Origin of the sequence: Cryptosporangium phraense (assembly GCF_006912135.1) — a bacterium.
GTDB classification, from domain to species: Bacteria; Actinomycetota; Actinomycetes; order Mycobacteriales; family Cryptosporangiaceae; genus Cryptosporangium; species Cryptosporangium phraense.
The window spans coordinates 146509-172338 of sequence record NZ_VIRS01000003.1; the positions used below are offsets into that span (position 1 = coordinate 146509).

The window sequence follows — 25830 nt, forward strand, 5'->3', positions numbered from 1 at the left end:
CGAACGTGAGGCCGGTCGCCGTCGCTTGACCTGAAGGTGGCTTCAGGTTGCACGCTTCCGTCCATGACGAACACCGATCTGGACGCCTTGGCCGACGTCGTCGCGACCCTCGAGCACTCACAGCAGCACGAGCTGCCCGACGAGTTCATCGGCCTGTTCCGGGACGACGCGTTCTGGACGACCGCCCACGGCAAGCGCCTGTTCGGCCGGGACGAAATCGCGGCTTTCACCCGTCAGGTGCTGCCGGGCGCGATGGCCGAGTCGACCGCGACCTACGAGATCGAGCACGTGCTGTTCCTGCGCCCGGACGTCGCCGCGGTGAAGGTGCGCCAGCGCGCGGTGACCCTCGACGGCGAGCCGATCGAGAACGAGCCGCCGGGCAGCCCGCTCTACGTCCTCACCCGGGAAGACGGCGAGTGGCGCATCGCCGTCGGCCAAAACACGATCGTGCTCGCGGACTGACGGAGCTACGGTGAGTGGCATGGCGAGTCGGGCATTTCTTCGCCCCCGGCCGGGGATCGGCCGCGGGGGTGCCGACGTCCGTCGGTGAACCGCGAGGCCGGCGGCCGGGGGAGATGACGCCCTTTCCGCCGGCCCTCGAAGGACTCGCCGTGCAACTCCTCTCCGTCGACGAACTGGCCGCCGCGCTGCGGCTGCGCGACCTCACCGACCCCGCCTCCGGCCCGCACGCCCTGCAGCTGCTGCTGGCCGACGTGCTCCGTGCGCTCACCGACGCCTGGGGGTGCCGCCTCGACGTCCAGCGGCGGCACTCGCTGGTCAGCGTCGAAGACAATTACGACCGCCTCGGGTATCCGCCGGACGCGGTCGCCCGGGACGTCCGCTACACCAGGTACGCCGCCGAGACCGTGGTGCTGCGCAGCCACACCACCGCTGGGGTCCCGGCCGCGCTGCGCACCCTCGACACCGACGACGACGTGCTGCTCGCCCTGCCCGGCCTCGTCTACCGCCGTGACACTTTCGACCGCCTGCACACCGGCGCGCCGCACCAGGTCGACCTCTGGCGGCTTTCGGCCCGGCCGCTCGGCCGCGCCGACCTGCACCGGATGATCGACCTGGTCGTCCGGGCCGTGCTGCCCGGGGCGCGCTGGCGGGCCACGCCGGCGTCCCATCCGTACACGAACGACGGCCTGCAGGTGGACGTCGAGACGCCGGACGGATGGGTCGAGCTGGCCGAGTGCGGCCTGGCCGCGCCGCACGTCGTGGGGCAGCGGAGCGGCCTGGCGCTCGGGCTGGGGCTCGACCGGGCCGTGATGCTGCGCAAGCGCCTCGACGACATCCGGCTGCTCCGCTCGGAAGACCCGCGGGTGGCGGCGCAGATGTCCGATCTGGACCCTTGGCGCCCGGTGTCCCGCCGTCCGCCGATCCGGCGCGACCTGTCGGTCGCGCTCGACGACCCTCCCGATGCCGAGCTCCTCGGCGACGCGGTCCGCACCGCGCTCGGTGACGACGCCGACGATCTGGAGGAGGTCGCGATCCTGTCCACGACGACGTACGACGCGCTGCCGGACGCGGCCCGGAAGCGGCTCGGCATCGAACCGGGCCAGGTCAACGTCCTGCTCCGGATCACCTTCCGTCCGATCGGGCGCACGCTCACCGACGCGGAGGCCAACCGGCGCCGGGCCGCCGTCCACCGGGCCCTGAGGAACGGCTGAAGCCGGCCCGCGCCGTTCCCGGACGGTGCGGCGCGGGCCGGGGCCTGGTCAGCCCGCGTACTCCTCCCGCAGCTTCCCCTTCACCAGCTTGCCGGTCGGCGTCCGCGGTAGAGCGTCGGTGAACTCGATCCGGCGGGGAACCTTGAAGCCGGCCAGGCGGGCCCGGGCGAACTCGGTGATCGACGCGCGCGTCTCGTCGTCCGGGGAGGCCGACGCGATCAGCTCGACGACGGCGAGGACCGACTCGCCGAACTCCGGATCTCCGACCCCGATCACCGCGACGTCGAGCACCGCGGGGTGCTGCAGGATCGCGTCCTCGATCTCCTGCGGGTAGATGTTCACACCGCCGGAGATGATCGTGAACGCCTTGCGGTCGCTGAGAAACAGGTAGCCCTCGTCGTCGACGTAGCCGACGTCCCCGACCGTGGTCCACGTCGGATGGTCGGGGTGCTGCGCGCCCCGGGTCTTCTCCGGGTCGTTGTGGTAGGTGAACGGCAGGTCGTCGCGCTCGAAGAAGATCAGGCCGGGCTCGCCGCCGGGCAGCAGCGCGCCCTTGTCGTCGCAGATCCGGGGCACACCGATCATCGGCCGGCCGACCGAGCCCGGGTGCTTGAGCCACTCCTCGGACCCGATGAACGTGCCGCCGGCCCCCTCGGTGGACGCGTAGTACTCCTCGAGGATCGGCCCCCACCACTCGATCATCGCCCGCTTGACCTCGACCGGGCACGGCGCGGCCGCGTGGATCGCCACCCGGTGCGAGCTGAGGTCGAAGCCGCCGCGCACCGACACGGGCAGCCGCAGCATCCGGACGAAGTGCGTCGGCACCCACTGGCTGTGCGTGACCCGGTACCGCGCGATCGCCCGGATCGCCCGCTCGGCGTCGAACGACGTCATGACGACGACCGTGCCGCCGAGGCTGGTCACGACCATGCCGAACCGCAGCGGGGCGGCGTGGTAGAGCGGCGCGGGGGAGAGGTACACCGAGTTCTCGTCGAACCCGTAGAGCGGCCCGAACACCCCGACGTACGGATCGCCGGGCTCGTCCACCTGCCGGTCGGGCAGATTCGGTTTGATGCCCTTCGGGCGTCCGGTGGTGCCGGAGGAGTAAAGCATGTCCCCGCCCCGGGGCTGGTTCGCCGGCGGTTCGGGCGACGCGGACGCGAGGACGGCCTCGTAGTCGTCGCCGATGACGATCCGGGTGTGCAGGGCGGGGAAGTCGCCCTCGGCCAGCGGGTTGAGGCTCTCGGAGACGACGAGAGCCGAGGCTCCGCAGTCCTGCAGGATGTAGCCGACCTCGGGCTTGGCCAGGTGCCAGTTCACCGCGGTGAGGTAGAGCCCGGACCGTAAGCAGGCCCAGTACACCTCGAACACCCGCGGGCTGTTCTCGGTCAGCAGCGCAACGACGTCGCCCGGTCGCAACCCGGCCGCGGTGAACGCGTTGGCCAGGCGGACGGAGCGTTCTTCCAGCTGAGCGTAGGTGAGAACTTCGCTGTCGTCCTCCATGACGACGGCGGGCTTGTCGGGGGAGGAGGCGGCATAGGCTCCTGGGTACACGGGCAACACCTCGCGCGGTCGGCAGTGCCAGCATCGTGACGCGCGCCACAGCCTCCTGTCGAGGCTTCCTAGCCAAGAATCGTCCGGAACGCGCCCGGCCGGCCGCGACATACTTCGGCGGTGGAACCGACCATCGTGCTCGGCGGGGCCGAGCTGATCGACGACGTCGAAGAGCTGTGGAAGGCCCTGCACCGGCACCATCAGCTCGGCCTACCGGGCTTCGCCTACCACCCCGACGAGGTGTCGTGGGCGGTCCGGAGCGACGAGTACCGGCGCTGGCTGGCCCGGCCGGGCTCGTTCGTGCTGGTCGCGTACGCCGGGGCCGCGCCGGTGGGGTACGCGCTGGTCGAGGTCCTGGACGGGCCGGAAGACACCTGGGTGACCGGCGACCGGATCGCGATGCTCCAGTCGCTGTCGATCGCGCCGTTGTGGCGCGGCCGAGGCTTGGGCACGGTGCTCGCCGACCGGGTCGACGCCGAGCTCGACGCCCGCGGGATCCACGACCTGATGCTCGACGTCGTCGAGGGCAACACGGGCGCCGAACGCTTCTACGAACGCCGGGGGCTGCGCCGGGTCATGAGCATCTACGCGAGGTTCTCCGGCTGAGGCGGGCTGCCGGCCGCCCGCCGGTCCTCCGGCGACGGCTCGCGCGCGACAGCGCGTATCTTCGCGGGCATGTCCAGAGCTGTGGTCCTGTCCGCGTACGGCGCCCCCGACGTCCTGCGCCCGGCCGACGTCGAGATGCCGGAGCCGGGCCCGGGGCAGATCCGGATCCGGGTCCGAGCGGCCGGGGTCGGGCCGACCGACCTCGACATCCGCGCCGGCCACCTGCAGCAGGCCTTCCCGCTGACGCTCCCGGCCGTGCTCGGGTTCGAGGCGGCCGGCGTCGTGGACGCGCTCGGGCCGGGCGTCACCGGCGTCGAAGCGGGCGACCCGGTGGCCGCGTTCCTGCCCGGGCTCGGCGGCTACGGCGACTACGCGCTGGCTGCGACCTGGGCCGTCAAGCCCGACGCGGTCGGCTGGGCCGACGCGGCCGCGCTGCCCGCCTCGGCCGAGGCGGCCGTCGGCACCCTGCGCCAGACCGGGGTGACGGCCGGCGACACGGTCCTCGTCCTCGGCGGCGGTGGGTCGGTCGGGCTGATCGCGACCCAGCTCGCGGTGGCGGCCGGCGCCCGCGTCCTCGCCGTCGTCGGCGCCCGCGACGAACAGCTGATCTCCGACGTCGGCGCGCAGCCGGTCCGCTACGACCGGCCGCTCGCCGCCCAGGTGAAGACCCCGGTCGACGTCGTCCTGGACGCCGCCGGCCACGGGCTCACCGACGCGCTGGCGCTGATCAAGAGCCCGGACCGGGCGATCACGCTGGCCGACCACACGTCCGGGGTCCGGTTCTCCGCGCCGACGCCCGACCGCGCCCCGGACGCCCTCGACGTGACGCTCCCGCTGCTGGCCGCGAAGACCCTGCGTCTCCGGGCCCAGCGCGAGTTCCCGCGCGACGACGCGGCGGCCGCCCACACCGAGCTGGAGAGCGGCCGCCTGCGCGAGAAGGTGGTCCTGGTCAGCTGAACCGGGGCAGGACGTCCTTGCTCCAGGCCGCGAAGAACGCGTCCTGGTCGGCGCCGATCTGCTGCACGTAGACCTCGTCGAAGCCCGCGTCGACGTACTGCTGCACGGACTGCGCGTGCTGGTCCAGATCGGGCCCCAACGGCAGCGGCGACGAGTCGATGATGTCCTCGGTGATCAGCTCCGACGCCTGCTCGAACAGCAACGGCGTGGGCAGCTCCTGGGCCAGCTGGCCCGGCAGCTGCTCGTTCGGCCACAGCCGGTGCACGGTCTTCACCGCCGACGCCCGGTCGGCCGCGTAACAGACCTTCATCCCGCCCTGCGTCGGTCCCTTGCCCCCGGCTTCCCGGTAGGCCTTCACCAGGTCAGCGTCGGGCTGGGTGGTGCAGAACCCGTCGCCGATCTCCGCGGCCAGCGTCGCGGCCTGCTCGCCGAACGCCGAGACGTAGATCGGCACCGGCTGCTCGGGCAGCGTGTAGATCCGGGCGTTCTCGACGACGTAGTGCTCACCGTGGTGGGTGACGATCTTCCCGCCGTGGAGTTCACGAATGAGCGCGACCGCCTCCTCGAGCATTTCCTGGCGCACTCCGGCCGGCGGCCACGCGTCCCCCAGGATGTGTTCGTTGAGAGCCTCGCCCGAGCCGACGCCGAGCACGAAACGGCCCTGCAGTTGCACGGCGGCCGTGGCCGCGGCCTGGGCGATGATCGCCGGGTGGATCCGCACGGTCGGGCAGGTGACGGCCGTGGTGACCGGCAGCGAGACGGCCTCGGACAGCGCGCCGATCACCGACCAGACGAACGGGCTGTTGCCCTGCTCGCCGTTCCAGGGGTGGAAGTGATCGGAGATCCACAGCCGGGTGAACCCGGCCTGCTCGGCCTTGCGCGCTTGGTCGACGAGCTCGCGCGGGCCGAACTCCTCGCAGGACAGGAAGTATCCGATGCTCACCATGTGGCCGGGATGCCCGGAACCGAGCTGGGAAAACGGGCGGTTTGAAGCGGGTTTCCCCGGGCACACGGACGCGGTCCGCCTCATCGACGCTGTCCAGGAGCTCCTCCATGCCCCCTGCGAAACGCCAGCCCGACCAGGCCGCCCCGAAGAAGGTCAGCCCGACCGGGCGGTCCGAACGCGAAGGTCTGCTCGGTGGCGATCCCCGCGCTCAGGCGGGTGACCACCTCACGACGGCTCAGGGTCTCCGGCTCTCCGACACCGATCACTCGCTGAAGGCCGGGCCGCGCGGCCCGTCGCTGCTCGAGGATCACCACCTGCGCGAAAAGATCACCCACTTCGACCACGAGCGCATCCCCGAGCGGGTCGTCCACGCCCGCGGTGCGGCCGCCCACGGCACGTTCGTCGCCTACGGCAACGCGGCCTCGGCCACGAAGGCCGGGTTCCTGTCCCAGAAGGGCAAGGAGACCGACGTCTTCGTCCGTTTCTCGACCGTCCTCGGCTCCCGCGGGTCCGCGGACACGGTGCGGGACACGCGCGGGTTCGCCGTGAAGTTCTACACCGACGAGGGAAACTTCGACCTCGTCGGCAACAACATCCCGGTGTTCTTCATCCAGGACGCGATCAAGTTCCCCGACGTCATCCACGCGGGCAAGCCGCACCCGGACCGCGAGATCCCGCAGGCCCAGTCGGCCCACGACACGTTCTGGGACTTCGTCGGCCTGCACACCGAGGCCACCCACCACGTGTTCTGGAACATGTCCGACCGGGGCATCCCGCGCTCCTACCGGACGATGGAGGGCTTCGGCGTCCACACGTTCCGGCTGGAGAACGGTTCCGGGGAGACCGTGCTGGTGAAGTTCCACTGGAAGCCGATCGCCGGGGTGCACTCGCTGGTCTGGGAGGAAGCCCAGATCGCGGCCGGGGTCGACCCTGACTTCCACCGGCGTGACATGGCCGACTCGATCGAGGCCGGTGCGCCGCTGGAGTACGAGCTGGGCCTGCAGCTGTTCCCGGACTCGGGCGAGGAGACGTTCGAGGGCATCGACCTGCTCGACCCGACGAAGATCGTCCCCGAAGAGCTGGCGCCGGTGCAGCTCGTCGGCAAGCTGACCCTCGACCGGAACCCGACGAACTACTTCGCCGAGACCGAGCAGGTCGCGTTCCACCTGGGCAACCTGGTGCCGGGCATCCACGTCACGAACGACCCGCTGCTGCAGGGCCGGCTGTTCTCCTACGTGGACACCCAGCTGACCCGGCTGGGCGGGCCGAACTTCTCGCAGCTGCCGATCAACCGGCCGCACACCGAGGTCAACGACAACCTGCGGGACGGCATGCACCAGACCGCGGTGCACACCGGCCTGGCCCCGTACCTGCCGAACACGATCGACGGCGGCGGCCCCTTCACGACCGACGGCTACGTCGAGGTGCCGGTTCTGGTCGACGGGCCGAAGGTTCGGCAGAACCCGGTCTCGTTCGACGACCACTTCAGCCAGCCGGCGCTGTTCTACCACTCGCTGACCGCGGTCGAGCAGGTGCACATCGCCGAGGCGTTCACGTTCGAGCTCGGCAAGTGCTACGAGCAGGCGATCAAGGAGCGCTACCTGACCGTGCTGGCCCGGATCGACACCGCGCTGTGCGAGACGGTGGCGGCCGGGCTCGGCCTGCCCGCGCCGTCGGACAAGCCGGTGACGCACGGCGACGTCTCGCCGACGCTGTCGCAGATCGTCGCCGCGCCGGGGCCGATCACCGGGCGGATCGTCGGCGTGGTCGCCGGGCCGGGCGCCGACCTGGCCGGGATCGAGAAGCTGCGCAAGCCGCTCGAGGAGGCCGGAGCCGTGCTGCGGGTGATCGCGCCGCAGGGCGGGATCCTCGGCAAGGGCAAGAACAAGCAGGTCGTCGAGCGGACGTTCGTGACCGCGCGGTCGATCGAGTTCGACGCGCTGGTGATCGCGGCCGGCGTCGCCGAGTCGCCGGACGCCGGTGACATCAAGGCGCAGATCATGCTGCTCGAGGCGTTCCGGCACCTCAAGGCGATCGGCGCCTGGGGCGACGGAGCGAAGGTGCTGGCCGGGGCCGGCATCAGCGGGCCGGGCGTCCTGCTCGGCGACTCGCCGGACGAGGAGTTCGCGACGTCGTTCGTGGCCGCGCTCGGCCTGCACCGGGTGTGGGAGCGCGCCGACTCGGTGATGGCGTCGCAGGTTCCGCCGGCCTGAGTTGGTTCTTCCCGGGGGCGGCGCGGCCAGGTGCCGCCCCCGGGAGGCTAGGCTCTCGTGACTTCCAGGGCCAGCTGGTGTTCTTCGCGGACCCGGACGACCAGGACCGGAACGTCGGCGGAGGGCTCGGAGATCGGGCCGTCGTCGTCCCGGTTGCCGCCGGTGACCGGCTGGATCCCGAGGACGGCCAGCTCGGAACAGACCGCCGCACGGACCTCGGGCTGGTCCCAGCCGATCTCCCCGGTGAACACCAGCGCGTCCAGGTGCGGCAGCGACGCCGCCATCGCGCCGACGGCCCGCCGCACCGCGTGCGCGTAGGCGTCCAGCGCGGCGGCCGCGGCCGGGTCGCTCGAGGCCACCAGCTCGCGGGTGTCGCCGGAGATCCCGCCCGACATCCCGAGCAGCCCGGACCTCTTCTGCAGCCCGTCGGCGAGGTCGTCGACCGACAGCCGGCCGTCGAGCAGCCAGAGCAGCAAGCCCGGGTCGACCGCGCCGGAGCGGCGCGACATCGGGATCCCGTCCAACGGTGTCATCCCCATCGTCGTGTCGACGCTCATCCCGCCGGCGACCGCGCAGACCGACGCCCCGCCGCCCAGGTGGGCGATCACCAGGTTCGGCGACGGATTGCCGAGCAGCACCGCGGCCCGGCGGGACGACCACGCGTACGACAGCCCGTGGAACCCGTAGCGGTGCAGGTTCCAGCGGCCGCGCCATTCCGCGGGCAGCGGCAGCATCGCCGCGGCCGGCGGGAGCGTGGCGTGGAACGCGGTGTCCGGGCACACGTAGTGCGGGACGTCGGGCAGCGCGGTGCGGGCCGCGGCCAGCAGCGCCAGCGCCGGCGGATCGTGCTGCGGCGCCAGGTCGGCGACCTCGTGCAGCGCCGCGACCAGCGCGTCGTCCACGACCGTCGGCACCGCGACGAGCCCGCCGCCGTGCACGAGCCGGTGCCCCACCGCGTCCGGCGCGGCCGGCAGATCCGCGACGAACGCCCCGAACGCGTCGGCGGCGTCCGGAGAGCCGGGCTCGAGGTCGAGCGTCTCGGCCGCCAGCTCGGTCATGGCGTCCGGGTCGTCCCCCGGCTCCAGGAGCGCGACCCCGACGCTGTGCGACCCGGCGGTGACCGCCAGAACCCGTGTCATACCTGCGGCAGTACCCCGAGGGCTTCGATCAATCCCCTGGTGAGGCCGTCCGGGCGGCCGGAGCGGTAGGCGGCCGCGCGGTGGTGGGCGGCCGGGGATCGGCACCAGTCCCACCACTCCGGCAGCTCGTCGAGCCGGTCGGCGTCCAGGACGGCGGGCCAGTCCAGGGCCCGGGCCTGGGCGGTGACCTTCGCGCCGCCGTCGACCGGGTCGACCGCCAGCACCGGGACGCCGGCCTGCAGGCCGAGCACCAGCCCGTGCAGGCGGGTCGTCACCACCACGTCAAGACGGCTGAGCACCGACCGCAGCTGGCCGGGGGTCGCGAACAGGCGCCAGTCGTGGGCGTCGAGGCGGGTGTCGAGCGGGACCCGGGCCACGTCCAGGCCGTGCAGCCAGCCGGTGAGGGCCGACGCCACCGAGCCGTGCCGGCGCCGGACGCCGTACTCGTGCTGACCGTCGGTGAGGATCACACCGACCACCGGTACGGCGTCCGGCTCCGGGGCTGCGAGGGCCAGATCCGGTTGCGGGTCCGATCCGGCGCCGTCGCGGGGCAGGACCACGTCGAAGCCGGTCACCGCCGGGTCGGTCGCGTCGAGCACCGAGACGCCGACCGCGATCCTCCGGCAGCGCGTGAACCGGGCGTGCAGGTCGAGCAGCGGGCTCGGGATGCCCGACCCCGGTGCGTTGCTGTGCAGCGGCCCGCACGCGAAAACGACCGTGTGGTACTCGTCCGGGTCGGCGTCCTCCAGGTGCAGACCGTCAGCCCGGAACCCCGGCGACCAGGCCACGTCGTACGGGATCCCGGCCGCGTCCAGCGTCGCGGTGACCGCGTCGCCGGCCAGCACGTCCCCGGCCGTCGCCTCGCCGTGCAGGAAGCTGTACCACCCGGTGACCAGTACCCGGTCAGCCCACATAGGACCGCGCTCCGGACTCGCGCTGCGGGGCCTCCAGGGCCCGCAGACCGCGTTCGACCCACGGCGGCGCCGGGCGCCGCTCGCGCAGCACCCACGGCAGGCCGGCCGCCGCGTCGGCGAACGCCAGCAGCGAGGTCCGGTCGCGGGGGACGGTCGAGGCCAGGAACGCGCTCCGGCGCACCGCCCGCCCGAGCGGACGCCGCAGCCAGGTGAACCAGAGCGTGTTCCGGATCCCGTGCCGGCGGCGCAGCGTCGCGTCCCGCGCGGGCGACGGACGGTGGTGCACGGTCAGCTCGGACGCGTAGACCAGCCACCACCCGGCCGCCACCAGGTCGACGGCCAGCAGCTCCTCCTCGCCCCCGAGCCAGAGCCGGGGCGAGAACCCGCCGGCGTCCCGGAACGGCTCCAGCCGCATCACGGTGGCCCCGGCCAGGAACGATCCGAGCGCCGGGCCGGGCAGCCACGGCGGCCGCGGCACCGGCGAATCGCGCAGCTCGGGCACGATCGGGTCCTCGAACACGGCGCCGTCGGCGTGCACCAGGATCCGCGCGGTCACGGCCGCGACCAGCGGATGCGCGTCCAGCAGGTCGGCCGCCCGAGCCAGCGACGACGGCTCCCACCAGGTGTCGTCGTCGCAGAACGCCAGGTACGGCGTCGCCGCCTCGCGGGCGGCCAGGTTCCGACCCGTCGCCCCGAGATTCCGCCCGGGCTCGAGCAGCCGCACGTCGGGAAAGGACGACGCGACGGCCGCCGCGGTTCCGTCGGTGGACGCGTTGTCGACCACGATCACCGGCGGCCGCTCCGGAAGCGCGGCCAGCCGGTCGAGCGTGTGCAGCAGCTCGTCGCGCCGGTTGTGCGTGATGACGGCGACCGTCACCCGTCCGTCGTTCATGAAATCCTTTCGAGGTCCTTCTCGACGCGGCCCGGCAGGCGCCTCCGGTGGCGCATCGCGTCGGGAAACTTGGAGAGCGCGGCGACGAGCGCCCGGCGGGCGATCGCGTCGTCACGGGCGGAGCGGGCCAGCGCAGCGGTGTCGGCCGCGATCACCGGCCAGGGCCGGCGCAGCCAGGTCGTGAGCAGCGCGTTGCGGCGCAGCTGGGCGACCCGGCCGGGCCGTCCGCCGTCGGCCGGATGGTGGTGCGCGACCACCTCCGGACAGTAGGCGACGCCCCACCCGGCGGTGGCCAGGTCGATCGCCAGCAGCGTCTCTTCGGAGCCGAAGTGCAGCACCGGGGAGAACCCGCCGGCCTCCAGGAACGCCGACCGGCGCACGATGCTCGCGCAGGCCAGGAACCCGAGCACCGACGGCCCGGGGAGGTCGGCGGCGGTGCCGAGCGGGGAGTCCGCCAGCACGGCGTTCAGCGGGTCCTCGGTCTCGTCCGGGCCGACCAGGGTCCGAGCCGCGACCAGCCCGAGCCGCGGGTGCTCGCGGAGCAGCCGCTCGCCGGTGCGGATCGCCCCCGGGGCCCACCAGGAGTCGTCGTCGCTGAACGCCACGAACTCGGTGTCGAGGGCCCGCGCGCCGATCGTCCGGGCGGCCGCGCCGTGGTTGCGCGCCGATCGGATCACCCGCACGTCCGGGTGGCGGGCCGCGACCGCGTCCGCGGTCCCGTCCCGCGACCCGTTGTCCACGACCACGACCGGTGGCTGCTCCGGCAGCGCGACCAGCTGCTCCAGGGTGGCGAGGGTCCGCTCCCGCCGGTCGCGGGTGATCATGACGATCCCGGTTCCGGTCATCGGACGGCTCCGGCCAGTACCCCGAGGTTCTCGAGCTCGGTCAGCACGTCCTCCTTCTGGACGCGGAGCAGCCGCGCGTCGGGGGCGGCTCCGTGGGCGTCGCCGGGACGCAGGTCGGACGGGTCGTCGGGGCGCCACAGGATCCGGTGCCGGACGTCGGGCGGAGGACCCCAGAGCGCGGGGGAGACCGGGCCGAACAGCACGACCGAGGGCGTGCCCAGCGCGGTCGCGAGGTGAGCGATCCCGGTGTCCCCGACGACGACGGCCCGGGCCGCGCCGATCAGCCGGACGAGATCGGAGAACCCCAGGTCACCGGTACCACCCAGGACCGCGTCCGCGGGGAGGCCGGCGTCGGCCGCGACGGACTCGGCCAGGGCGCGCTCGCCCCGGCCGGCGGTGATCACGACCGGGACGTGCGCCCGCGCGAGCTCGCGGGCCACGGCGGCGAACCGGTCGGGCGGCCAGCGGCGGGACCCGGCGTCGGCGCCCGGATGGAGCACGACCGGGCCGTTCCCGGCTGGTTCGCCGATCCGCAGGTCGAGCGGGTCGCACTCGACCCCGTACCACTCCAGCATCCGGCACCAGCGCACGCGCTCGTGCTCGTCCTCGCGCCACATCGGCCCGTCGAACCCGGGCAGCGCCCAGCCCAGCACCGCGCCCGGCGAGAGCGCCCGCAGCACCTGCCTGCTCGGCAGCCCGTTGCCGTGCAGATCCACCGCGACGTCCGGCGCCGGCCCGTCCCAGGGCAGCACCGGCGGCACCGACCGGCCCGGCGCGGTCGTCGGCAGCACCCGGTCGACCGCACCGGAGGCCAGCGCGACCGCCGCGAAGCGGTCCGGCGCGGCCAGCACGATCTCGGCGTCGGGCAGCGCTCGGCGCAGGCCCCGCAGGGCCGGCACCGCGGTGAGCAGGTCGCCCAGTCCGAGCGCCCGCAGCACCAGTACCCTGGCCGTCATCCCCGGGCCCGTTCCAGCAGCCCGGTCGTCGACCGTCCGTCCAGATAGGGCAGCACGACGGCCTCGCCGCCCCAGGACCGCACGGCCGCGGCCTCGGGCAGCGCGTCCACCGTGTAGTCGCCGCCCTTGACCCAGCGGTCCGGGCGCAGCTCGTTCAGCACCTGCTCGGGGGTGTCCTCGTCGAACACGACGACCGCGTCGACGGCGGCCAGCCCGGAGAGGACGGCGGCCCGGTCGGCGGCGGTGTTCAGCGGCCGCCCGGCGCCCTTCAGCCGGGTCACCGAGGCGTCCGAGTTGAGCAGCACGATCAGGCAGTCCCCGGCTCGCCGGGCCGCCTCCAGCAACCCGACGTGCCCCGCGTGCACGAGATCGAAGCACCCCCCGGTAGCCACCACGGTCCCGCCCTCGGCCCGCACGGCCTCCGCCAGCCCAACGGCCTCCGCCAGCCCGATACCCGCCCCGCCCGCGCCGCCGCGGGCTCCGGCCCCGCTCACGCCGCCGCGTGCTCCGGCCCCGCCCGCGCCGCTGCGCGGCGCACCGGCGCCCCGGCCGGGCCAGGCGAACGCGCCTCCGGCGTCCACGAAAGCCGTGGCCGACGCCACCGCGCGCGCCACCGCCTCCTCGGGCAGCGCCCCGTCGGCGAGCGCGGCCGCCGCGGTAGCGGCGAAACAGTCCCCGGCTCCGCACGGATCACCCGACGCCTCGAACGGCGCGGGCACCAGCATCGGCGACGCGGTCCCGCGGCTCAGCATCGCCCCCCGGGCACCCATCGTGATCACCACCGACGAAGCACCCCACGATTCGGCCAGCGAAGACGCCGACCGCCCCCCGGCCTCCGAGGCGTTCGGCGTAGCCAGCCGCACCCCCGCCACCGGCGCCGACCCCCGCGGATGCGGATCCCACAGCACCCGGGACGCCACCGCGGCCAGCTCCGGACGCACCGCGTCGGCCACACCCCGCCCGTAGTCGGCCACCAGCACCCCGGCCGCCCGCGAGAGCAGCGCCCCCACTCCGGCGTCCGGATAGGGCAGCGGAACCCCGTCCCCGCGATCCAGCCGCACCACCGGACGCCCACCGGCCAGCACGCGCGTCTTCACCGGCACCGTGCCCCGCAGCGGCAGCTCGACCAGCCGCACCCGCCCGGCCAGCAACTCCCGCAGCGCGTCGGCGTCGGGCCCCGACCCGATCGCGGTGACCAGCACGACCTCGCGATGGGTCCGCTCCGCGGCCAGGCACGCGGCCAGCGCCGCACCGCCCGGCCGGTCCCGCGACCCGGACACGTCGACTACCGGCACCGGAGCGTCCGGTGCCAGCCGCGTCGCGGTCCCGGTCACGTCCCGGTCGAGCAGCGCGTCGCCGACCACGACCAGCGGAGCGGTCATGCCGAGAGCCTGCGGCCGAGCAGCGCCTCGTCGAACGCCGCACACATCAGATGCAGCGCGACCAGGTGCGCCTCCTGCACGGTCGCGGTCGCGTCGGCGTCGACGCACAGCGCCGAGTCGGCCGCGGCCGCGAGCGGGTTGGGCTGCGGCCCGGTCATCGCCCACACCGTGATCCCGAGGTCCCTGGCCACCTCGACCGCGCGCAGCAGGTTGCGGCTGCTGCCCGACGTCGACATCGCGACCAGGACGTCACCGGGCCGGCCGTGCGCGGCGACCTGCCGGGCGAACAGCTCCTCGAACCCGTAGTCGTTGCCGATCGCGGTCAGCGTCGACGTCTCCGCGTGCAGCGCGATCGCCGAGTACGCGGGCCGGTCGTCGCGGTAGCGGCCGACCAACTCGGCGGTCAGGTGCTGGGCCTGCGCGGCGCTGCCGCCGTTGCCGGCCGCGAGCAACCGCGACCCGGACGGCAGCCGGGCCGCGAGCGTCTCGCCCCAGCCCGTCAGCAGCGGGATCTGGGTCCGGCGCAGCCGGGCCAGCGTCTGCTCCAGCGCGAGACAGTGGTCCGCGGCGGCGCTCGTGCCCACCCGGTCGAGTTGAGAGGTCATCGGGTTGCTCCTGTGGCGGTGGCGGCCGACCGGCTGCGCCGGACCGCCGAGATGCGACGGGGGACGGGGGGCGCGCACACGCCCCGGTAGGCGGCTTCGGTCGCCGCGGCGACGCGGTCCCAGCCGTAGTGGGCCTCGGCCCGGCGACGTCCGGCCGCGCCGAACGCGCTCCGGCCGGCCGGGTCGGCCAGCAGCGCGGTCACGGCGCCGGCCAGCGCGTCCGGGTCGCCCGGCGGCACCAGGCGGCCGGTGCGGCCCTCGGCGACCGTGTCGAGGTGCCCGCCGACGGCGCTGGCCACGACCGGCCGCGCGCAGGCCATGGCCTCCAGCGGGACGATGCCGAACGGCTCGTAGTGCGGCGGGCAGAGCACCAGGTCGGCGCTGCGGAACAGGGCCGGCATCCGGCTCCGCTCGACGCCGCCGAGCAGCACGAACCGGTCGGCCAGCCCCAGCGACGCGGCCAGCGCCCGCAGCCGCTGCGCCTCGGGGTCGGCGTCCAGCCGGTCGGCGGGCGGACCACCGGCCAGCACCAGCTCGGCGTCGGGGATCGACGTCAGCGCGCGCAGGGCGACGTCGGCGCCCTTGCGCCGGACCAGCCGGCCGACCTGCAGCAGCCGCGGCCGCCCGGACCGCGGCTCGACCGGCCCGGCCGGGGCGAACGCGGTGACGTCCACCCCGCACGGCACGACCTGCAGCCGGCCGGCCGGGATCCCGAGCGCGCGCAGCTCGCGCACCTCGTCGGTGCAGGTCGCGATCGTCGTGGCGACGCTGTGCCCGATCGTCGTCTCGTACTCGACCCGGTCGGGCGGGCTGGTGTCGTCGTCGCCCTGGTGGCGCCGCTTGACGCTGCCCAGCGCGTGGAACGTCTGCACGACCGGCAGCCCGGGGAAGTCCCGCGCCCCGGCCAGCGCGGCCAGCCCCGACATCCAGAAGTGCGCGTGCACGACGTCCGGCTCGGACGTCCGCCAGAACCGTGCCAGCTCGGCGCCGAACGTCGGCATGTACGGCAGCAGGTCGTCCTTCGGGATCACCGACGCCGGGCCCGCGGTCACGTGGTGCACGGTGACGCCCGGCGCGAACGGCATCGTCTCGGGCAGCGCCGGGTCGTCCCGGCGGGTGTGGACGGTCACCTGGTGGCCGCGCTCGGCCAGCGCGACGGCCAGGCTGGCCACGTGGACGTTCTGCCCGCCTGCGTCGACCTCACCGAGGACGGCCAGCGGGCTCGCGTGTTCGGAGACCAGGGAGATCCTCACGCGACCACCTCCTCCAGGAGCACGTCCCAGTCGTCGAGGAATCGTTTGAGTCCGTACCGCTCGAGCGCGGCCTGCCGGGCCGCGGTGCCGTGGGCGGCGGCCAGGTCCGGGTCGTCGAGGTAGCGGCGGGCGGCCGCGGCCAGCTCGTCCGGGTCGGTCGAGATCACCCCGGCGCCGTCCGGAACCGCGCGGTACACCTCGGTCGTGGCCAGCGCGACCACCGGCATCCCCAGGTGCATCGCCTCCAGCAACGACAGGCCCAGCGACGTCCACCGGATCGGGTGCAGGTAGCAACGGCGGGCCGCCATCGCGTCGTGCAGGTCGGCCTGGGCCAGGTCGAACGTCCGCACGCCGGTCAGCCGGAGCTGATCGGCGCGCATGCCGAAGACGTCCAGCGGGGCCGCGGCCGACAGCCGCGGCAGCAGGTCGGTCCCGGTCGTCCGGCCCCGCCGGACCGGGTCGTTGATGACGACCGCGGCCCGTTCGACGGTGCCCGTGTACCGGTGGCCGGGGTCCGGGATCCCGTGCTCGATCACCGCGGTCCGGCTCCCGCCGTTGTCCCAGAACAACCGGTTGAAGTGCGTCACGTGGACGATCGGCAGGCCGGCGTCCGCCATCGGGTGACGCGTGTCGGGCACCGACCCGGTGCCGGCGCCGTCGGTGCCCGGGGCGTTGTGCTCCAGGTAGATCGCCGGGAGGTCGCGACCGGTCCACTCGCGGGCCAGCGCGATCTCGTGCGGGCGCTGGACGATCACGACGTCGATCTCGGCCTCGCGCAGCTGCTGCGGGGTCAGCTCGACGGCGGTGGCCGGCCAGTCGTACGTGCGCGCACGTCCCAGGCCGTCCGGCCCACGGTCCGGCGTCATCGGTATCAGGTAGCGGTGCGGGCCGTGGACGAAAGCCGTCGTCCAGGCTCCGTGTACGTGCCAGAGCAGGATGTTCACGCGGTCACCTCCCGGGTGTTCTGAGGAGCGGGCCGCTTCTTGACCCGGGGGATGAGTCCGTCGACCGCGGCCAGGACGTCCTCGCCGCGGATCGAGGTGAGGCAGGGATGGCCGGGGATCGGGCAGGTCCGGGCACGGGTGTCCCGGCAGGCCGCCCGCTGGTCGCCGAGCACCACCGACGGGACGCGGTAGGGCGCCCAGCGCTGGGCCGGGACGACCGGCGCGAACAATGAGACGACCGGGGTGCCGACGGCCGCGGCCAGGTGCGCCGGGCCGGTGTTGCCGACGACGACCGCGTCGGCTCCGGCGAGGATGCCGGCCAGGCCGTGCAGGTCGGTGCGTCCGCCGAGGTCGAGCGCGCCCGTGCGGTAGGCGACCGACGAGGTCAGCGCGGTCTCGCCGGGCCCGCCGGTGAGGACGACGCGGTGGCCGGCCTGCAGCAGCGCGGTCGTGATCTCCACCGCGGTCCCGAAGCCGGGCGCCCGGGCCGGAACCGCGGCTCCCGGATGGACGACGACGTAAGGCTCGGGGCCGGTCAGGCCGGTGACGTTCGGGGGCGCCGTGATCGCGAGGCGGCCGTCGTCGTTGGACGGGAGCGCGAAGCCGGCCGCGCGGGCCAGGTCGAGGGCCGCGTCGGCCTCGTGGCGGTCGTCGCCCCGCTGGTGACGCAGGTCGAGCAGCGAGCCCGGGTAGTCGACGCTGTCGGCGCCGATCCAGCCGACGCCGGCCAGGCGCAGCAGCAGCGCGGTCGGCAGCGGGCTCTGGTGGAAGCTGGTCAGGATCAGCGCGCGGTCGAGGCGCCGGTCGGCCAGCGACGCGGTGATCGCGGCGATGTCGTCGGCGCGGACCGGCGGCGGCTCGAGGCCGACCCAGGGCGCGTCCCAGACGATCACGTCGTCGACGCCGGGCAGCAGGCGGGCCGCGGCCGCTCCCTGCGGGCCGCACAGCAGCGTCACCCAGGCCGAGGACGCGGCCGCGGCCCGGACCGTGGGCCCGGCGAGCAGCACATCACCGGCGCTGTCGAGCCGGGCGATCAGCGTCCTCATCGGGAGACCTCGCGGGCCAGCGGGAGCGACCGCGGGCCCGGGCGGAGCAGGTGCGAGACGGCGCTGAACAGGTCCGGGGCCGTGCCCGGGGCGGCGGCGATCTCCTCGGCCCTGGTCACCGGGGTCGGGACCAGGATGCCGCCGGCTCCCGCGGCGGCCGCGGCGCCGAGGTCCGCGCCGATGTCGCCGATCACGACCGTGTCGGCCGGATCGACGCCGAGCGCCTCGGTGCCGGCGAGCACCATCCCCGGCTCGGGTTTGCGGCAGGCGCAGCCCTCGCCCGGGGTGTGCGGGCAGAACGTCCAGACGTCGAGGGGGTCGTCGAGGAGGTGCTGGATGCGGTCGGCGACGGACTCGACCTGGGCCCGGGTGAGCAGGCCGCGGCCGACGCCCGACTGATTGCTGACGACGCCGACCGCGATGCGGCGGGCCCGCAGGAGCAGCACCGCCTCTTTGGCGCCCGGGCGGAGCACGACGTTGTCCGGGTCGCCGTTGTAGGGCGGGTCGTCCTCGGTCAGCGTGCCGTCCCGGTCGAACAGCACCGCCCGGGGCAGCCCGGAGCCGCTGTCCCGGGGTCGGGGTCGCGCCGGGTCCACGTACACCCACGCGTCGGGCGCGAACGCGGAGCGAGCCGGGACGTGCCTCACCGCGCCACCGCCGAGTGTGGAACGTCCGACCGGCTCGGGGCCGCCGAAGTGTCCACGCTTCCGCCGGGAGCGGCGGCGCCCGCAGCGGCCGGGGGCGGCCAGGGCGTCGCTCGGCGGTGGCGCCACTCGCCGCGGAGCCGGTGGCCGACCGCCGCGAACGGGATCACCGCGCTGGTCGCGAGCATCGTGAGCACCTCGGACCGGCTGCGCGGGCCGGGCGCGATCCGGGCGGCCGCGAACTCGGCCGTGCCCACCGCCCAGGCGCCCGCTGCGGCCAGCGCCGCCCGCCGCCGGCCGGACACCGCCAGCCCCACCGCCGCCGCCCCGGCCGCGGCGATCACCGCGTGCCGCGTGATCCGCCCGCGCGGCGCCTCGGCCCGCTCGGCCCAGTCTGCCCCGTGCAACCGTCGCATCAGGACGTCGTCCGCATTGCCGGCTTGAGCGGAGACCGACACGAGCGGGCCGGCCGTCCGGACCGGATGGACGGTGACCCGCCGTCCCACGGTCAGGCCCCACCCGGCGTCGGCGACCCGCAGCGCGAGGTCCGCGTCCTCGCGGAACGCGCGGGGGAAGCGCTCGTCGAAGCCGCTGACGGCGGCCAGCGCCGACCGGCGGTAGGCGATGTCCGCGGTGATCCACCGGGAGGTCTCGAGCCCGGCGGTGTTCCGCTCGAAGTCGGTCGGCCGGCGACCGGCCGGCAGCGGCACCGTGATCCGCCCCTGCACCGCGGCCGTCGCCGGATCGGCTTCGTCCAGGTCGCGAGCGAGGTCGGCGGCCCAGGTCCGCGACGGCACGACGTCGTCGTCCAGGAACACGACCCACGGCGTCGTCGTCGCCCGCCAGCCCGCGTTCCGGGCCGCGGCCGGCCCGTTCCCGCAGCTGTAGACGACCCGGTCGACCCGGTCGAGGCCGACGCCGAGCGGCCCGCAGTCGGTCAGCGGCCGGTCGTCCACCACGACGACCTCGGCCGGAGCCGGACCGGCGCTCTCGGCGAGAGCCCGCAGACAGTCGGCCAGCGACGCACGGCCGACGGTCGGGATCACCACCGAGTAGGTCATGCGAACATCCGGCCCCGCCGGACCACGAACGGGCCGAGCGCGAGCAGGTCCACCGGGGCCGAGCCGAAGCACTCCAGCGCGTCCCGGACGTCGTCGACCATCGGGCGACCGGCCGTGTTCAGGCTGGTGTTGACGACGACCGGCAGCCCGGTCCGGCGTTCGAACCCGCGCAGCATCGCCGCCACCCGGGGTTCGGTCGCCGGGTCCACGGTCTGGATCCGTGCGGTGCCGTCGACGTGCACGACGGCCGGGATGCGGTCCTTCCACTCCGGCTTGGTGTCGTGGACGAACAGCATGTACGGGCTGGGGAACGGGCCGCCGGTGAAGATGTCGGGGGCCCGGTCGGCCAGCACCATCGGCGCGACCGGCCGGAACTGCTCCCGGCCCTTGACGTCGTTGAGCCGCTCGAGGTTGCCGGAGTGACCGGGGTGGGCCATCAGCGACCGATGGCCGAGCGCGCGCGGACCGAACTCGGACCGGCCCTGGAACCACGCGACGACCTGGTTGTCGGCCAGCGCCTCGGCGACCGTCTCGGCCACGTCGTCGGGCCGCTCGTAGGGGACGGCGGCGGTCTTCAGCCAGGCCTCGATCTCGGCGTCGGGCCAGCCGCGGCCGAGGTCGGCGCCGGACAGCGGTTCGGGATCGATCCCGTTGAGGGCCGACAGGAAGACCGCGGCGCCCAGCGCGGTGCCCGCGTCGCCCGCGGCCGGCTGCACCCAGACCCGGTCGAACGGCCCTTCGCGGACGATCCGGGAGTTCGCGACGCAGTTCAGCGCGGTGCCGCCGGCCATCGTGAGCAGCGAGTCGCCGGTCTGGCCGTGCAGCCAGCGGGCCAGGTCGAGCAGGACGTCCTCGAGCACCAGCTGGGCGGAGGCGGCGATGTCGGCGTGCTCCTGGGTCCAGGCCTCGTTCTCGCCGCGGATCGGGGCGAACTCGGTCCAGTCGATGCCGGTGGCGTGGAAGCCGCCGTCCTGGGTGGAGTACACCCGCTTGCGTAGTTCGTCGGCCATCCGTGGCGACCCGTAGGAGGCCAGCGCCATCACCTTGAACTCGTCCGACGAGCGGAGGAAACCGAGGTGGGCGGTGAGGTCCTCGTAGAACAGACCGAGCGAGTGCGGGAGCCGCTGCGAGGCGAGCGTGTGCAGTTCGTTGCCGACCCGGCGTCCGGCGAGGTGGGACGTCGCCTCGCCGCGGCCGTCGAGCACCAGCACGGAGCCGGTCGCGGAGTCCGGAGCCGCGTACGCGGCCGAGGCGGCGTGGGCGACGTGGTGGCGGACGAACTTGACCTTGGCCGGGTCGAGGCCGGGCAGGGCCTCGGCCAGGAAGCCCGGAGCTTCTCGGGCGTATCTCTGTCGAAGGTGGTCCCAGGGGTCGTTCAGTCCGAGGTCCTCGGCCGGCTCCGACAGTGCGGGGTCGTACGAGTACCCCACGTAGTCGATGTCCTGCGGACGGAGGCCGGCCTGCGCGAGGCACCAGGCGGCCGCTTTCTCGGGCAGCTCCCAGGCCGAGAACGGCAGCGGACGCTTGCCGTGCTTGCGCCGGGAGAATCGCTCTTCTTCAGCTGCGGCCACGACCTTTCCGTCCACCACGAGGCACGCGGAGGGATCGTGGAACAGCGCGTTGATGCCGAGCACACGCATCGGCGGCTCCCTTCCAGCGGCAGCGTTCGGTAGTCGCGGGGGAGTCGTTTGCCGGCCGGAACGGCTCACTCGAGAGCCCGGCGGCCCCATCCGCACCGAGGCAGATACCCCTGGTGCGAGCGTTAAACGTCGGGTGCAGCAATTGAACTGTCAGGCCTGCGGATGCACTTACCTGCGTGCGGATGCTCTTACTACCAGTGAGCGCGCGACGGCCCCGGTAGGCCCGTTAGGGGCCGAGGGACTTCAGGTAGGACTCGACGACCGTGGGCATGTCGACGGCGGCCGGGTCGAGTAGCCACTGGATCTGCAAACCGTCCATCAGCGCGATCAGCGCGGTAGCGATCACCGCCGGATCGAGGGCCGGATCGACGTCCCCGGCCCGCTGCCCCTCGGCCACCGCCACCCCCAGATACCGACGAAGCGCCCGGTACCGCTCCACGAACGACGTGTGCGCAGGATGACCCTCCGCCACCGCCTCGCCCGACAGCGTCACGTACAGCTGAACGAGCCCCGGCACCGTCGTGTTGTGGCGGACCTGCTCGGCCAGGCCGGCCAGCGCGTCCCGGCCCGACGGCGTCGACTCCGCAAAACGCCTGGCCTGGTCCGACGCGTCACGGAGCGCGATCACCTCGGCCAGTAGGTGCTCTTTGGACGAAAAGTGGTGCAGCAGCCCGGCCTGGCTCAGCCCGACCCGGTCGGCGATCTCCTTCAGCGAGCCGCCGCGGTAGCCGGACTCGGCGAACACGGCCATCGCTTCGTGCAGGATCTCCGCACGCTTGGCCCGCCCCTTGGTATAGCTGCCGCGTGGCTTTGTCACACCACACACCCTAAGATGAAAACCTATCGGCCAGTCGGTTTTCGACCCCCGGCCGAGAAACCGCAGAGGAGCGGTCCATGACCCAGGCCGTCGAGCGCAGGACCCCGCTGGGCGTGTTCGTCGCGACGATGCCGCTCGCCGGGTTCGGGCTCTACGTGGCGCTGCTGACGCCGGTCGTGGTGACGCTCGCGCTGAAGGTCGAGGCGGTGGCGCCCGGCAGCAAAGAGCGCGATCTCGGCCTGGTGCTCGGCGTCGGGGCGTTGCTGGCGATGATCAGCAACCCGATCGCGGGCCGGCTCTCCGATCGCACCGCCTCCCGCTTCGGCATGCGCCGCCCGTGGCTGATCGGCGGCACGCTCCTCGGTACGGCCGGTCTGGTGCTCGTCGCCACCGCGGAAGACGTCCCGCTCATCGGCGTCGGCTGGTGCATCACGCAGGTGTCGTACAACGGCGCGCTCGCCGCGCTGACCGCGACGCTGCCGGACCAGGTGCCGGACGCGCGCCGGGGCGCGGTCAGCGGCCTGGCCGGGATCGCCCTGCAGGTGGCGATCGTGGCCGGCGCGGTGACCGCGGCGGTCTTCTCCGGTGACCTGGCCCGGTTCCTGGTGCCGGCGGCCATCGCGCTGGTTTTGATCGGGGTCTTCGCCGCGGTGCTGCGCGACCGCGTGCTGGCGACCCGCCCGGCCACGGCCCTCGGATTACGGCAGCTGCTCGGCACGTTCGTGTTCGACCCGCGCCGCCACCCCGACTTCGCCTGGACCTGGCTGACCCGGTTCGCGTTCATGTTCGCGACCGCCACCGGCGTCACCTACCTGCCGTACTTCCTCACCGACGAGATCGGCATCCCGAAGGACGACGTCCCCGGCAAGGTCGCGCTCGCCACCGTCGTCCTGACGATCCTGACGGTCGTGACCAGCGTCGTCGGGGGCCTGCTCTCCGACCGGATCGGACGGCGGAAGCCGTTCGTGATGGTCGCCGCCGTCGTCGCGATGGCCGGTCTGCTCGTGGTGGCCTTCGCCGGGACGTTCTCGCAGGTCGTCGTCGGGTTCGTGATCTTCGGCATCGGCACCGGGTGCTTCTACGCGGTCGACCTGGCGCTGGTCACGCAGGTGCTGCCGAGCACGGACGACACCGGCAAGGACCTCGGCATCATCAACATCGCCAACGCGCTTCCCCAGTCCCTGGCCCCGGCGATCGCGCCGGTGTTCCTGGCGATCGGCGGTTACCCGCTGCTGTTCGCCGCCGGAGCCGTCGTCGGAATCGTCGGCGCGCTGCTCGTGACGAGAGTTCGGAGTGTGGCATGAAGGATCTGACCCTGGAGCAGAAGGTCCGGCTGCTGACCGGCGAGGACTTCTGGTCGCTCTACGCCGAACCGGCGATCGGGCTGCGCAAGATCGTCGTGTCCGACGGCCCGGCCGGAGTACGTGGGAACAATTGGGACGAACGTGATCGGTCGGCGAACATTCCGTCGCCGACGGCGCTCGCGGCCTCCTGGGACCGGGCGCTGGTGGAGCGGCTCGGGCGACTGCTCGCCGCCGAGGCCCGGCGGAAGAACGTCGACGTGCTGCTCGCGCCGACCGTCAACCTGCACCGCTCGCCGCTCGGCGGCCGGCACTTCGAGGCGTTCTCCGAGGACCCGCTGCTCTCGGCCGAGCTCGGCGCGGCCTACGTGCGTGGCGTGCAGTCGGGTGGCGTCGGCGCGACCGTGAAGCACTTCGTCGCGAACGACAGCGAGACCGATCGGATGTCGGTCGACGTGACCGTCGACGACCGCGCGCTGCGCGAGGTGTACCTGGCGCCGTTCGAGCGGATCGTGCGCGAGGGCGTCTGGGCCGTGATGGCCGCGTACAACCAGGTCGCGGGCGTCACGATGACCGAGAGCCCGCTGCTGCGGTCGATCCTGCAGGAGGAGTGGGGCTTCGACGGCGTCGTCATGTCGGACTGGTTCGCGACCCGCTCGACCGTGGCGGCCGCGAACGCGGCCCTCGACCTGGCCATGCCCGGGCCCGACAGCCCGTGGGGCGCGGCCCTGGTCGCGGCCGTGCGGGCGGGCGAGGTGCCGGAGGCCGTCATCGACGACAAGGTGGAGCGGCTGCTGCGGCTGGCCTCGCGGGTCGGAGCGCTCGCCGGGTCCGCTGGCTCGGCGATCCCGCCGGCCCCGGCCGTCGAGATCGCGGCGCTCTCCCGCGAGGCCGCGGCCCGCGGGATGGTGCTGGTCCGCAACGACGGCCTGCTGCCGCTGCCGCCGGTCCGCCGGCTCGCCGTCATCGGTCCGAACGCCCTGCACGCGCGGACGATGGGCGGTGGCTCCGCCTCGGTCAGTCCGACGTATACGGTGACGCCGCTGGCCGGGCTGGCGGCCGCGCTCGGCGATTCCGTGGAGATCGTGTCGGCCGAGGGATGCTTCCCGTCCGAGAAGCTCGACCCGGTGCCGCTGGAGCAGATCGTCGACCCGGCCGACGGCACGCCGGGCCTGCGGGTTCGGTTCCTGTCCGCGTCCGGGGCCGTGCTGGCCGAGGAGCACCGGGAGAGCGGCCGCCTGACCTACCTGGGCAGCTTCGCGGGGGCCGACGCGGCCCAGGTGACCGCGATCGAGCTCTCGGCCCGGTTCACCGCGGCGGTGGCCGGAGAGCACGCGCTCGGGGCGGCCGGCGTCGGGCCGTTCCGGCTGACCGTCGACGGGCACGACGTGCTCGACCAGGTCATCGACCCGCCGGGGCCGGACCTGGTCGAGGCGATGATGAACCCGGGCCAGGCGGTGACGGCCGTGCGACTGGCCGCCGGCCAGACCGTCGACGTGGTGCTCACCCACTCGCTGCCGCCGGGCAACACGTTCCCGGGCGCGATGCTGAGGCTGGTCGCCGCCGCGCCCCGCCGGACCGAAGACGACGAGCTGTCGTACGCCGAGTCGCTGGCGGCCTCCGCTGATGCGGTCGTCGTCGCGGTCGGGACGAACGAGGAGGTCGAGAGCGAGGGCTACGACCGCGCGAACCTGGCGTTGCCCGGGCGGCAGGACGAGCTGGTGCGCCGGGTGCTGGCGGCCAACCCGCGGACGGTCGTGGTGGTCAACTCGGGGGCGCCGGTCGTGCTGCCTTCGGCGCCGGCTGTGCTGCTGACCTGGTTCCCCGGGATGGAGGCCGGCCACGCGCTGGCCGACGTCCTGCTCGGCGTGGCCGAGCCCGGGGGCCGGCTGCCCACGACCTGGCCGGCGGCCGAGACCGACGTGCCGGTGTACTCGACCCGGCCGGTCGACGGCGGGCTGACCTACGCGGAGTCGATCCACGTCGGGCACCGCGGGTGGCTCCGGTCGGGCGCCTCGCCGGCCTGGTGGTTCGGGCACGGGCTCGGGTACACCACGTGGTCGTACGAGACCGTCTCGGTAGCTGGTGACGGCGTGTCGGTGCAGGTCCGGAACACCGGCCCGCGGGCCGGCCGGGAGGTCGTCCAGGTGTACGCGTCCCGCCCCGGCAGCGCGGTGGACCGGCCGGTGCGCTGGCTGGCCGGCTTCGCCGTCGCGTCCGCCGGTCCGGGCGAGACGGTGACGGTCGAGGTGTCGCTGCCGGCCCGGGCCTTCGAACACTGGGACGCCGGAGGCTGGGCGCGGGAAGAGGGCAGCTTCACCCTGCACGTCGGCCGCTCGGTCGTCGACACGCCGCTCGAAGTTGAGTGGCCTGGGCTCAAGTCCGGGGAATGAATCGGGGCGCTGCGGCGTCGAAGCGGGTGGACCAATCGGCACTGTGGCA

The 25830-nt window shown here is 74.0% G+C and carries 23 protein-coding genes; 7 read left to right on the forward strand and 16 right to left on the reverse strand.

Features of this window, described 5'->3' with window-relative positions:
• The first annotated feature begins 63 nt into the window (after positions 1 to 63).
• The gene (locus FL583_RS05370) at positions 64 to 462 is read left to right on the forward strand and encodes an SgcJ/EcaC family oxidoreductase (protein ID WP_142703333.1); all 399 of its coding nucleotides are present in this window, start codon (positions 64 to 66) and stop codon (positions 460 to 462) included.
• Positions 463 to 611: 149 nt separating this feature from the next.
• Positions 612 to 1673 carry a PheS-related mystery ligase SrmL gene (srmL, locus tag FL583_RS05375; RefSeq protein ID WP_205751864.1) on the forward strand — a complete coding sequence of 354 codons (1062 nt, stop codon included), beginning with the start codon at positions 612 to 614 and terminating at the stop codon, positions 1671 to 1673.
• A 48-nt stretch (positions 1674 to 1721) separates the two neighbouring features.
• On the opposite strand, the gene FL583_RS05380 is transcribed toward srmL, so the two are convergent.
• On the reverse strand, positions 1722 to 3227 hold the full coding sequence (locus FL583_RS05380; protein ID WP_142703335.1) for an acyl-CoA synthetase: 1506 nt from the start codon (positions 3225 to 3227) through the stop codon (positions 1722 to 1724).
• A 120-nt stretch (positions 3228 to 3347) separates the two neighbouring features.
• Here FL583_RS05380 and FL583_RS05385 point away from each other — a divergent pair, with 120 nt between their 5' ends.
• Positions 3348 to 3833: a GNAT family N-acetyltransferase gene (locus tag FL583_RS05385; RefSeq protein WP_170323493.1), complete on the forward strand. Its 486-nt coding sequence runs from the start codon at positions 3348 to 3350 to the stop codon at positions 3831 to 3833.
• A 69-nt stretch (positions 3834 to 3902) separates the two neighbouring features.
• Positions 3903 to 4790: an alcohol dehydrogenase catalytic domain-containing protein gene (locus FL583_RS05390; RefSeq protein WP_142703337.1), complete on the forward strand. Its 888-nt coding sequence runs from the start codon at positions 3903 to 3905 to the stop codon at positions 4788 to 4790.
• Here the strand turns inward: FL583_RS05390 and FL583_RS05395 are convergent.
• Positions 4783 to 5736, reverse strand: a complete 954-nt coding sequence (locus FL583_RS05395) for a TIGR03557 family F420-dependent LLM class oxidoreductase (protein WP_142703338.1) — start codon at positions 5734 to 5736, stop codon at positions 4783 to 4785. The two genes, FL583_RS05390 and FL583_RS05395, sit on opposite strands and share 8 nt — an antisense overlap.
• Positions 5737 to 5843: 107 nt before the next feature.
• On the opposite strand from FL583_RS05395, the gene FL583_RS05400 reads away from it, so the two are divergent.
• Positions 5844 to 7949, forward strand: coding sequence for a catalase (locus FL583_RS05400; RefSeq protein ID WP_142703339.1), 2106 nt, complete (start codon positions 5844 to 5846; stop codon positions 7947 to 7949).
• A gap of 47 nt (positions 7950 to 7996) precedes the next feature.
• Here the strand turns inward: FL583_RS05400 and FL583_RS05405 are convergent, their stop codons facing one another.
• From FL583_RS05405 to FL583_RS05470, 14 genes are all read right to left on the reverse strand, one after another.
• Positions 7997 to 9088: an acetate/propionate family kinase gene (locus FL583_RS05405; RefSeq protein ID WP_142703340.1), complete on the reverse strand. Its 1092-nt coding sequence runs from the start codon at positions 9086 to 9088 to the stop codon at positions 7997 to 7999.
• Positions 9085 to 10002, reverse strand: coding sequence for a polysaccharide pyruvyl transferase family protein (locus FL583_RS05410; protein WP_142703341.1), 918 nt, complete (start codon positions 10000 to 10002; stop codon positions 9085 to 9087). Before FL583_RS05410 ends, FL583_RS05405 begins: the two co-directional genes overlap by 4 nt.
• A complete protein-coding gene (locus FL583_RS05415; RefSeq protein ID WP_142703342.1) occupies positions 9992 to 10894 on the reverse strand; it encodes a glycosyltransferase family 2 protein in 903 nt (300 codons plus the stop codon). Before FL583_RS05415 ends, FL583_RS05410 begins: the two co-directional genes overlap by 11 nt.
• The gene (locus FL583_RS05420; protein ID WP_142703343.1) at positions 10891 to 11739 is read right to left on the reverse strand and encodes a glycosyltransferase family 2 protein; all 849 of its coding nucleotides are present in this window, start codon (positions 11737 to 11739) and stop codon (positions 10891 to 10893) included. Before FL583_RS05420 ends, FL583_RS05415 begins: the two co-directional genes overlap by 4 nt.
• Positions 11736 to 12695, reverse strand: a complete 960-nt coding sequence (locus tag FL583_RS05425; protein ID WP_142703344.1) for a glycosyltransferase family 9 protein — start codon at positions 12693 to 12695, stop codon at positions 11736 to 11738. Before FL583_RS05425 ends, FL583_RS05420 begins: the two co-directional genes overlap by 4 nt.
• Complete coding sequence (gene rfaE2 / locus FL583_RS05430; RefSeq protein ID WP_142703345.1) at positions 12692 to 14077, reverse strand: D-glycero-beta-D-manno-heptose 1-phosphate adenylyltransferase; 1386 nt, start codon at positions 14075 to 14077, stop codon at positions 12692 to 12694. Before rfaE2 ends, FL583_RS05425 begins: the two co-directional genes overlap by 4 nt.
• The gene (locus FL583_RS05435; RefSeq protein WP_142703346.1) at positions 14074 to 14682 is read right to left on the reverse strand and encodes a D-sedoheptulose-7-phosphate isomerase; all 609 of its coding nucleotides are present in this window, start codon (positions 14680 to 14682) and stop codon (positions 14074 to 14076) included. Before FL583_RS05435 ends, rfaE2 begins: the two co-directional genes overlap by 4 nt.
• Positions 14679 to 15935 (reverse strand): glycosyltransferase, encoded by a 1257-nt coding sequence (locus FL583_RS05440; protein ID WP_205751865.1) that lies wholly within the window; start codon positions 15933 to 15935, stop codon positions 14679 to 14681. Before FL583_RS05440 ends, FL583_RS05435 begins: the two co-directional genes overlap by 4 nt.
• Positions 15932 to 16879 (reverse strand): glycosyltransferase, encoded by a 948-nt coding sequence (locus tag FL583_RS05445; protein WP_142703347.1) that lies wholly within the window; start codon positions 16877 to 16879, stop codon positions 15932 to 15934. The genes FL583_RS05440 and FL583_RS05445 overlap by 4 nt, the downstream gene beginning before the upstream one ends.
• A complete protein-coding gene (locus FL583_RS05450) occupies positions 16876 to 17925 on the reverse strand; it encodes a glycosyltransferase family 9 protein (protein ID WP_142703348.1) in 1050 nt (349 codons plus the stop codon). The genes FL583_RS05445 and FL583_RS05450 overlap by 4 nt, the downstream gene beginning before the upstream one ends.
• A complete protein-coding gene (locus FL583_RS05455) occupies positions 17922 to 18572 on the reverse strand; it encodes a D-glycero-alpha-D-manno-heptose-1,7-bisphosphate 7-phosphatase (RefSeq protein ID WP_142703349.1) in 651 nt (216 codons plus the stop codon). Before FL583_RS05455 ends, FL583_RS05450 begins: the two co-directional genes overlap by 4 nt.
• On the reverse strand, positions 18569 to 19630 hold the full coding sequence (locus FL583_RS05460) for a glycosyltransferase family 2 protein (RefSeq protein WP_142703350.1): 1062 nt from the start codon (positions 19628 to 19630) through the stop codon (positions 18569 to 18571). Before FL583_RS05460 ends, FL583_RS05455 begins: the two co-directional genes overlap by 4 nt.
• Positions 19627 to 21270, reverse strand: a complete 1644-nt coding sequence (locus tag FL583_RS05465) for a carbamoyltransferase family protein (protein WP_142703351.1) — start codon at positions 21268 to 21270, stop codon at positions 19627 to 19629. The genes FL583_RS05460 and FL583_RS05465 overlap by 4 nt, the downstream gene beginning before the upstream one ends.
• Before the next feature lie 226 nt (positions 21271 to 21496).
• Complete coding sequence (locus FL583_RS05470) at positions 21497 to 22087, reverse strand: TetR/AcrR family transcriptional regulator (protein WP_205751866.1); 591 nt, start codon at positions 22085 to 22087, stop codon at positions 21497 to 21499.
• A 77-nt stretch (positions 22088 to 22164) separates the two neighbouring features.
• On the opposite strand from FL583_RS05470, the gene FL583_RS05475 reads away from it, so the two are divergent.
• Together FL583_RS05475 and FL583_RS05480 are read left to right on the forward strand one after the other, a co-directional pair.
• Positions 22165 to 23391, forward strand: a complete 1227-nt coding sequence (locus FL583_RS05475) for an MFS transporter (RefSeq protein WP_142703352.1) — start codon at positions 22165 to 22167, stop codon at positions 23389 to 23391.
• Entirely contained in the window at positions 23388 to 25781 is a 2394-nt protein-coding gene (locus FL583_RS05480; RefSeq protein WP_142703353.1) for a beta-glucosidase, read from the forward strand. The genes FL583_RS05475 and FL583_RS05480 overlap by 4 nt, the downstream gene beginning before the upstream one ends.
• Positions 25782 to 25830: the final 49 nt, after the last annotated feature.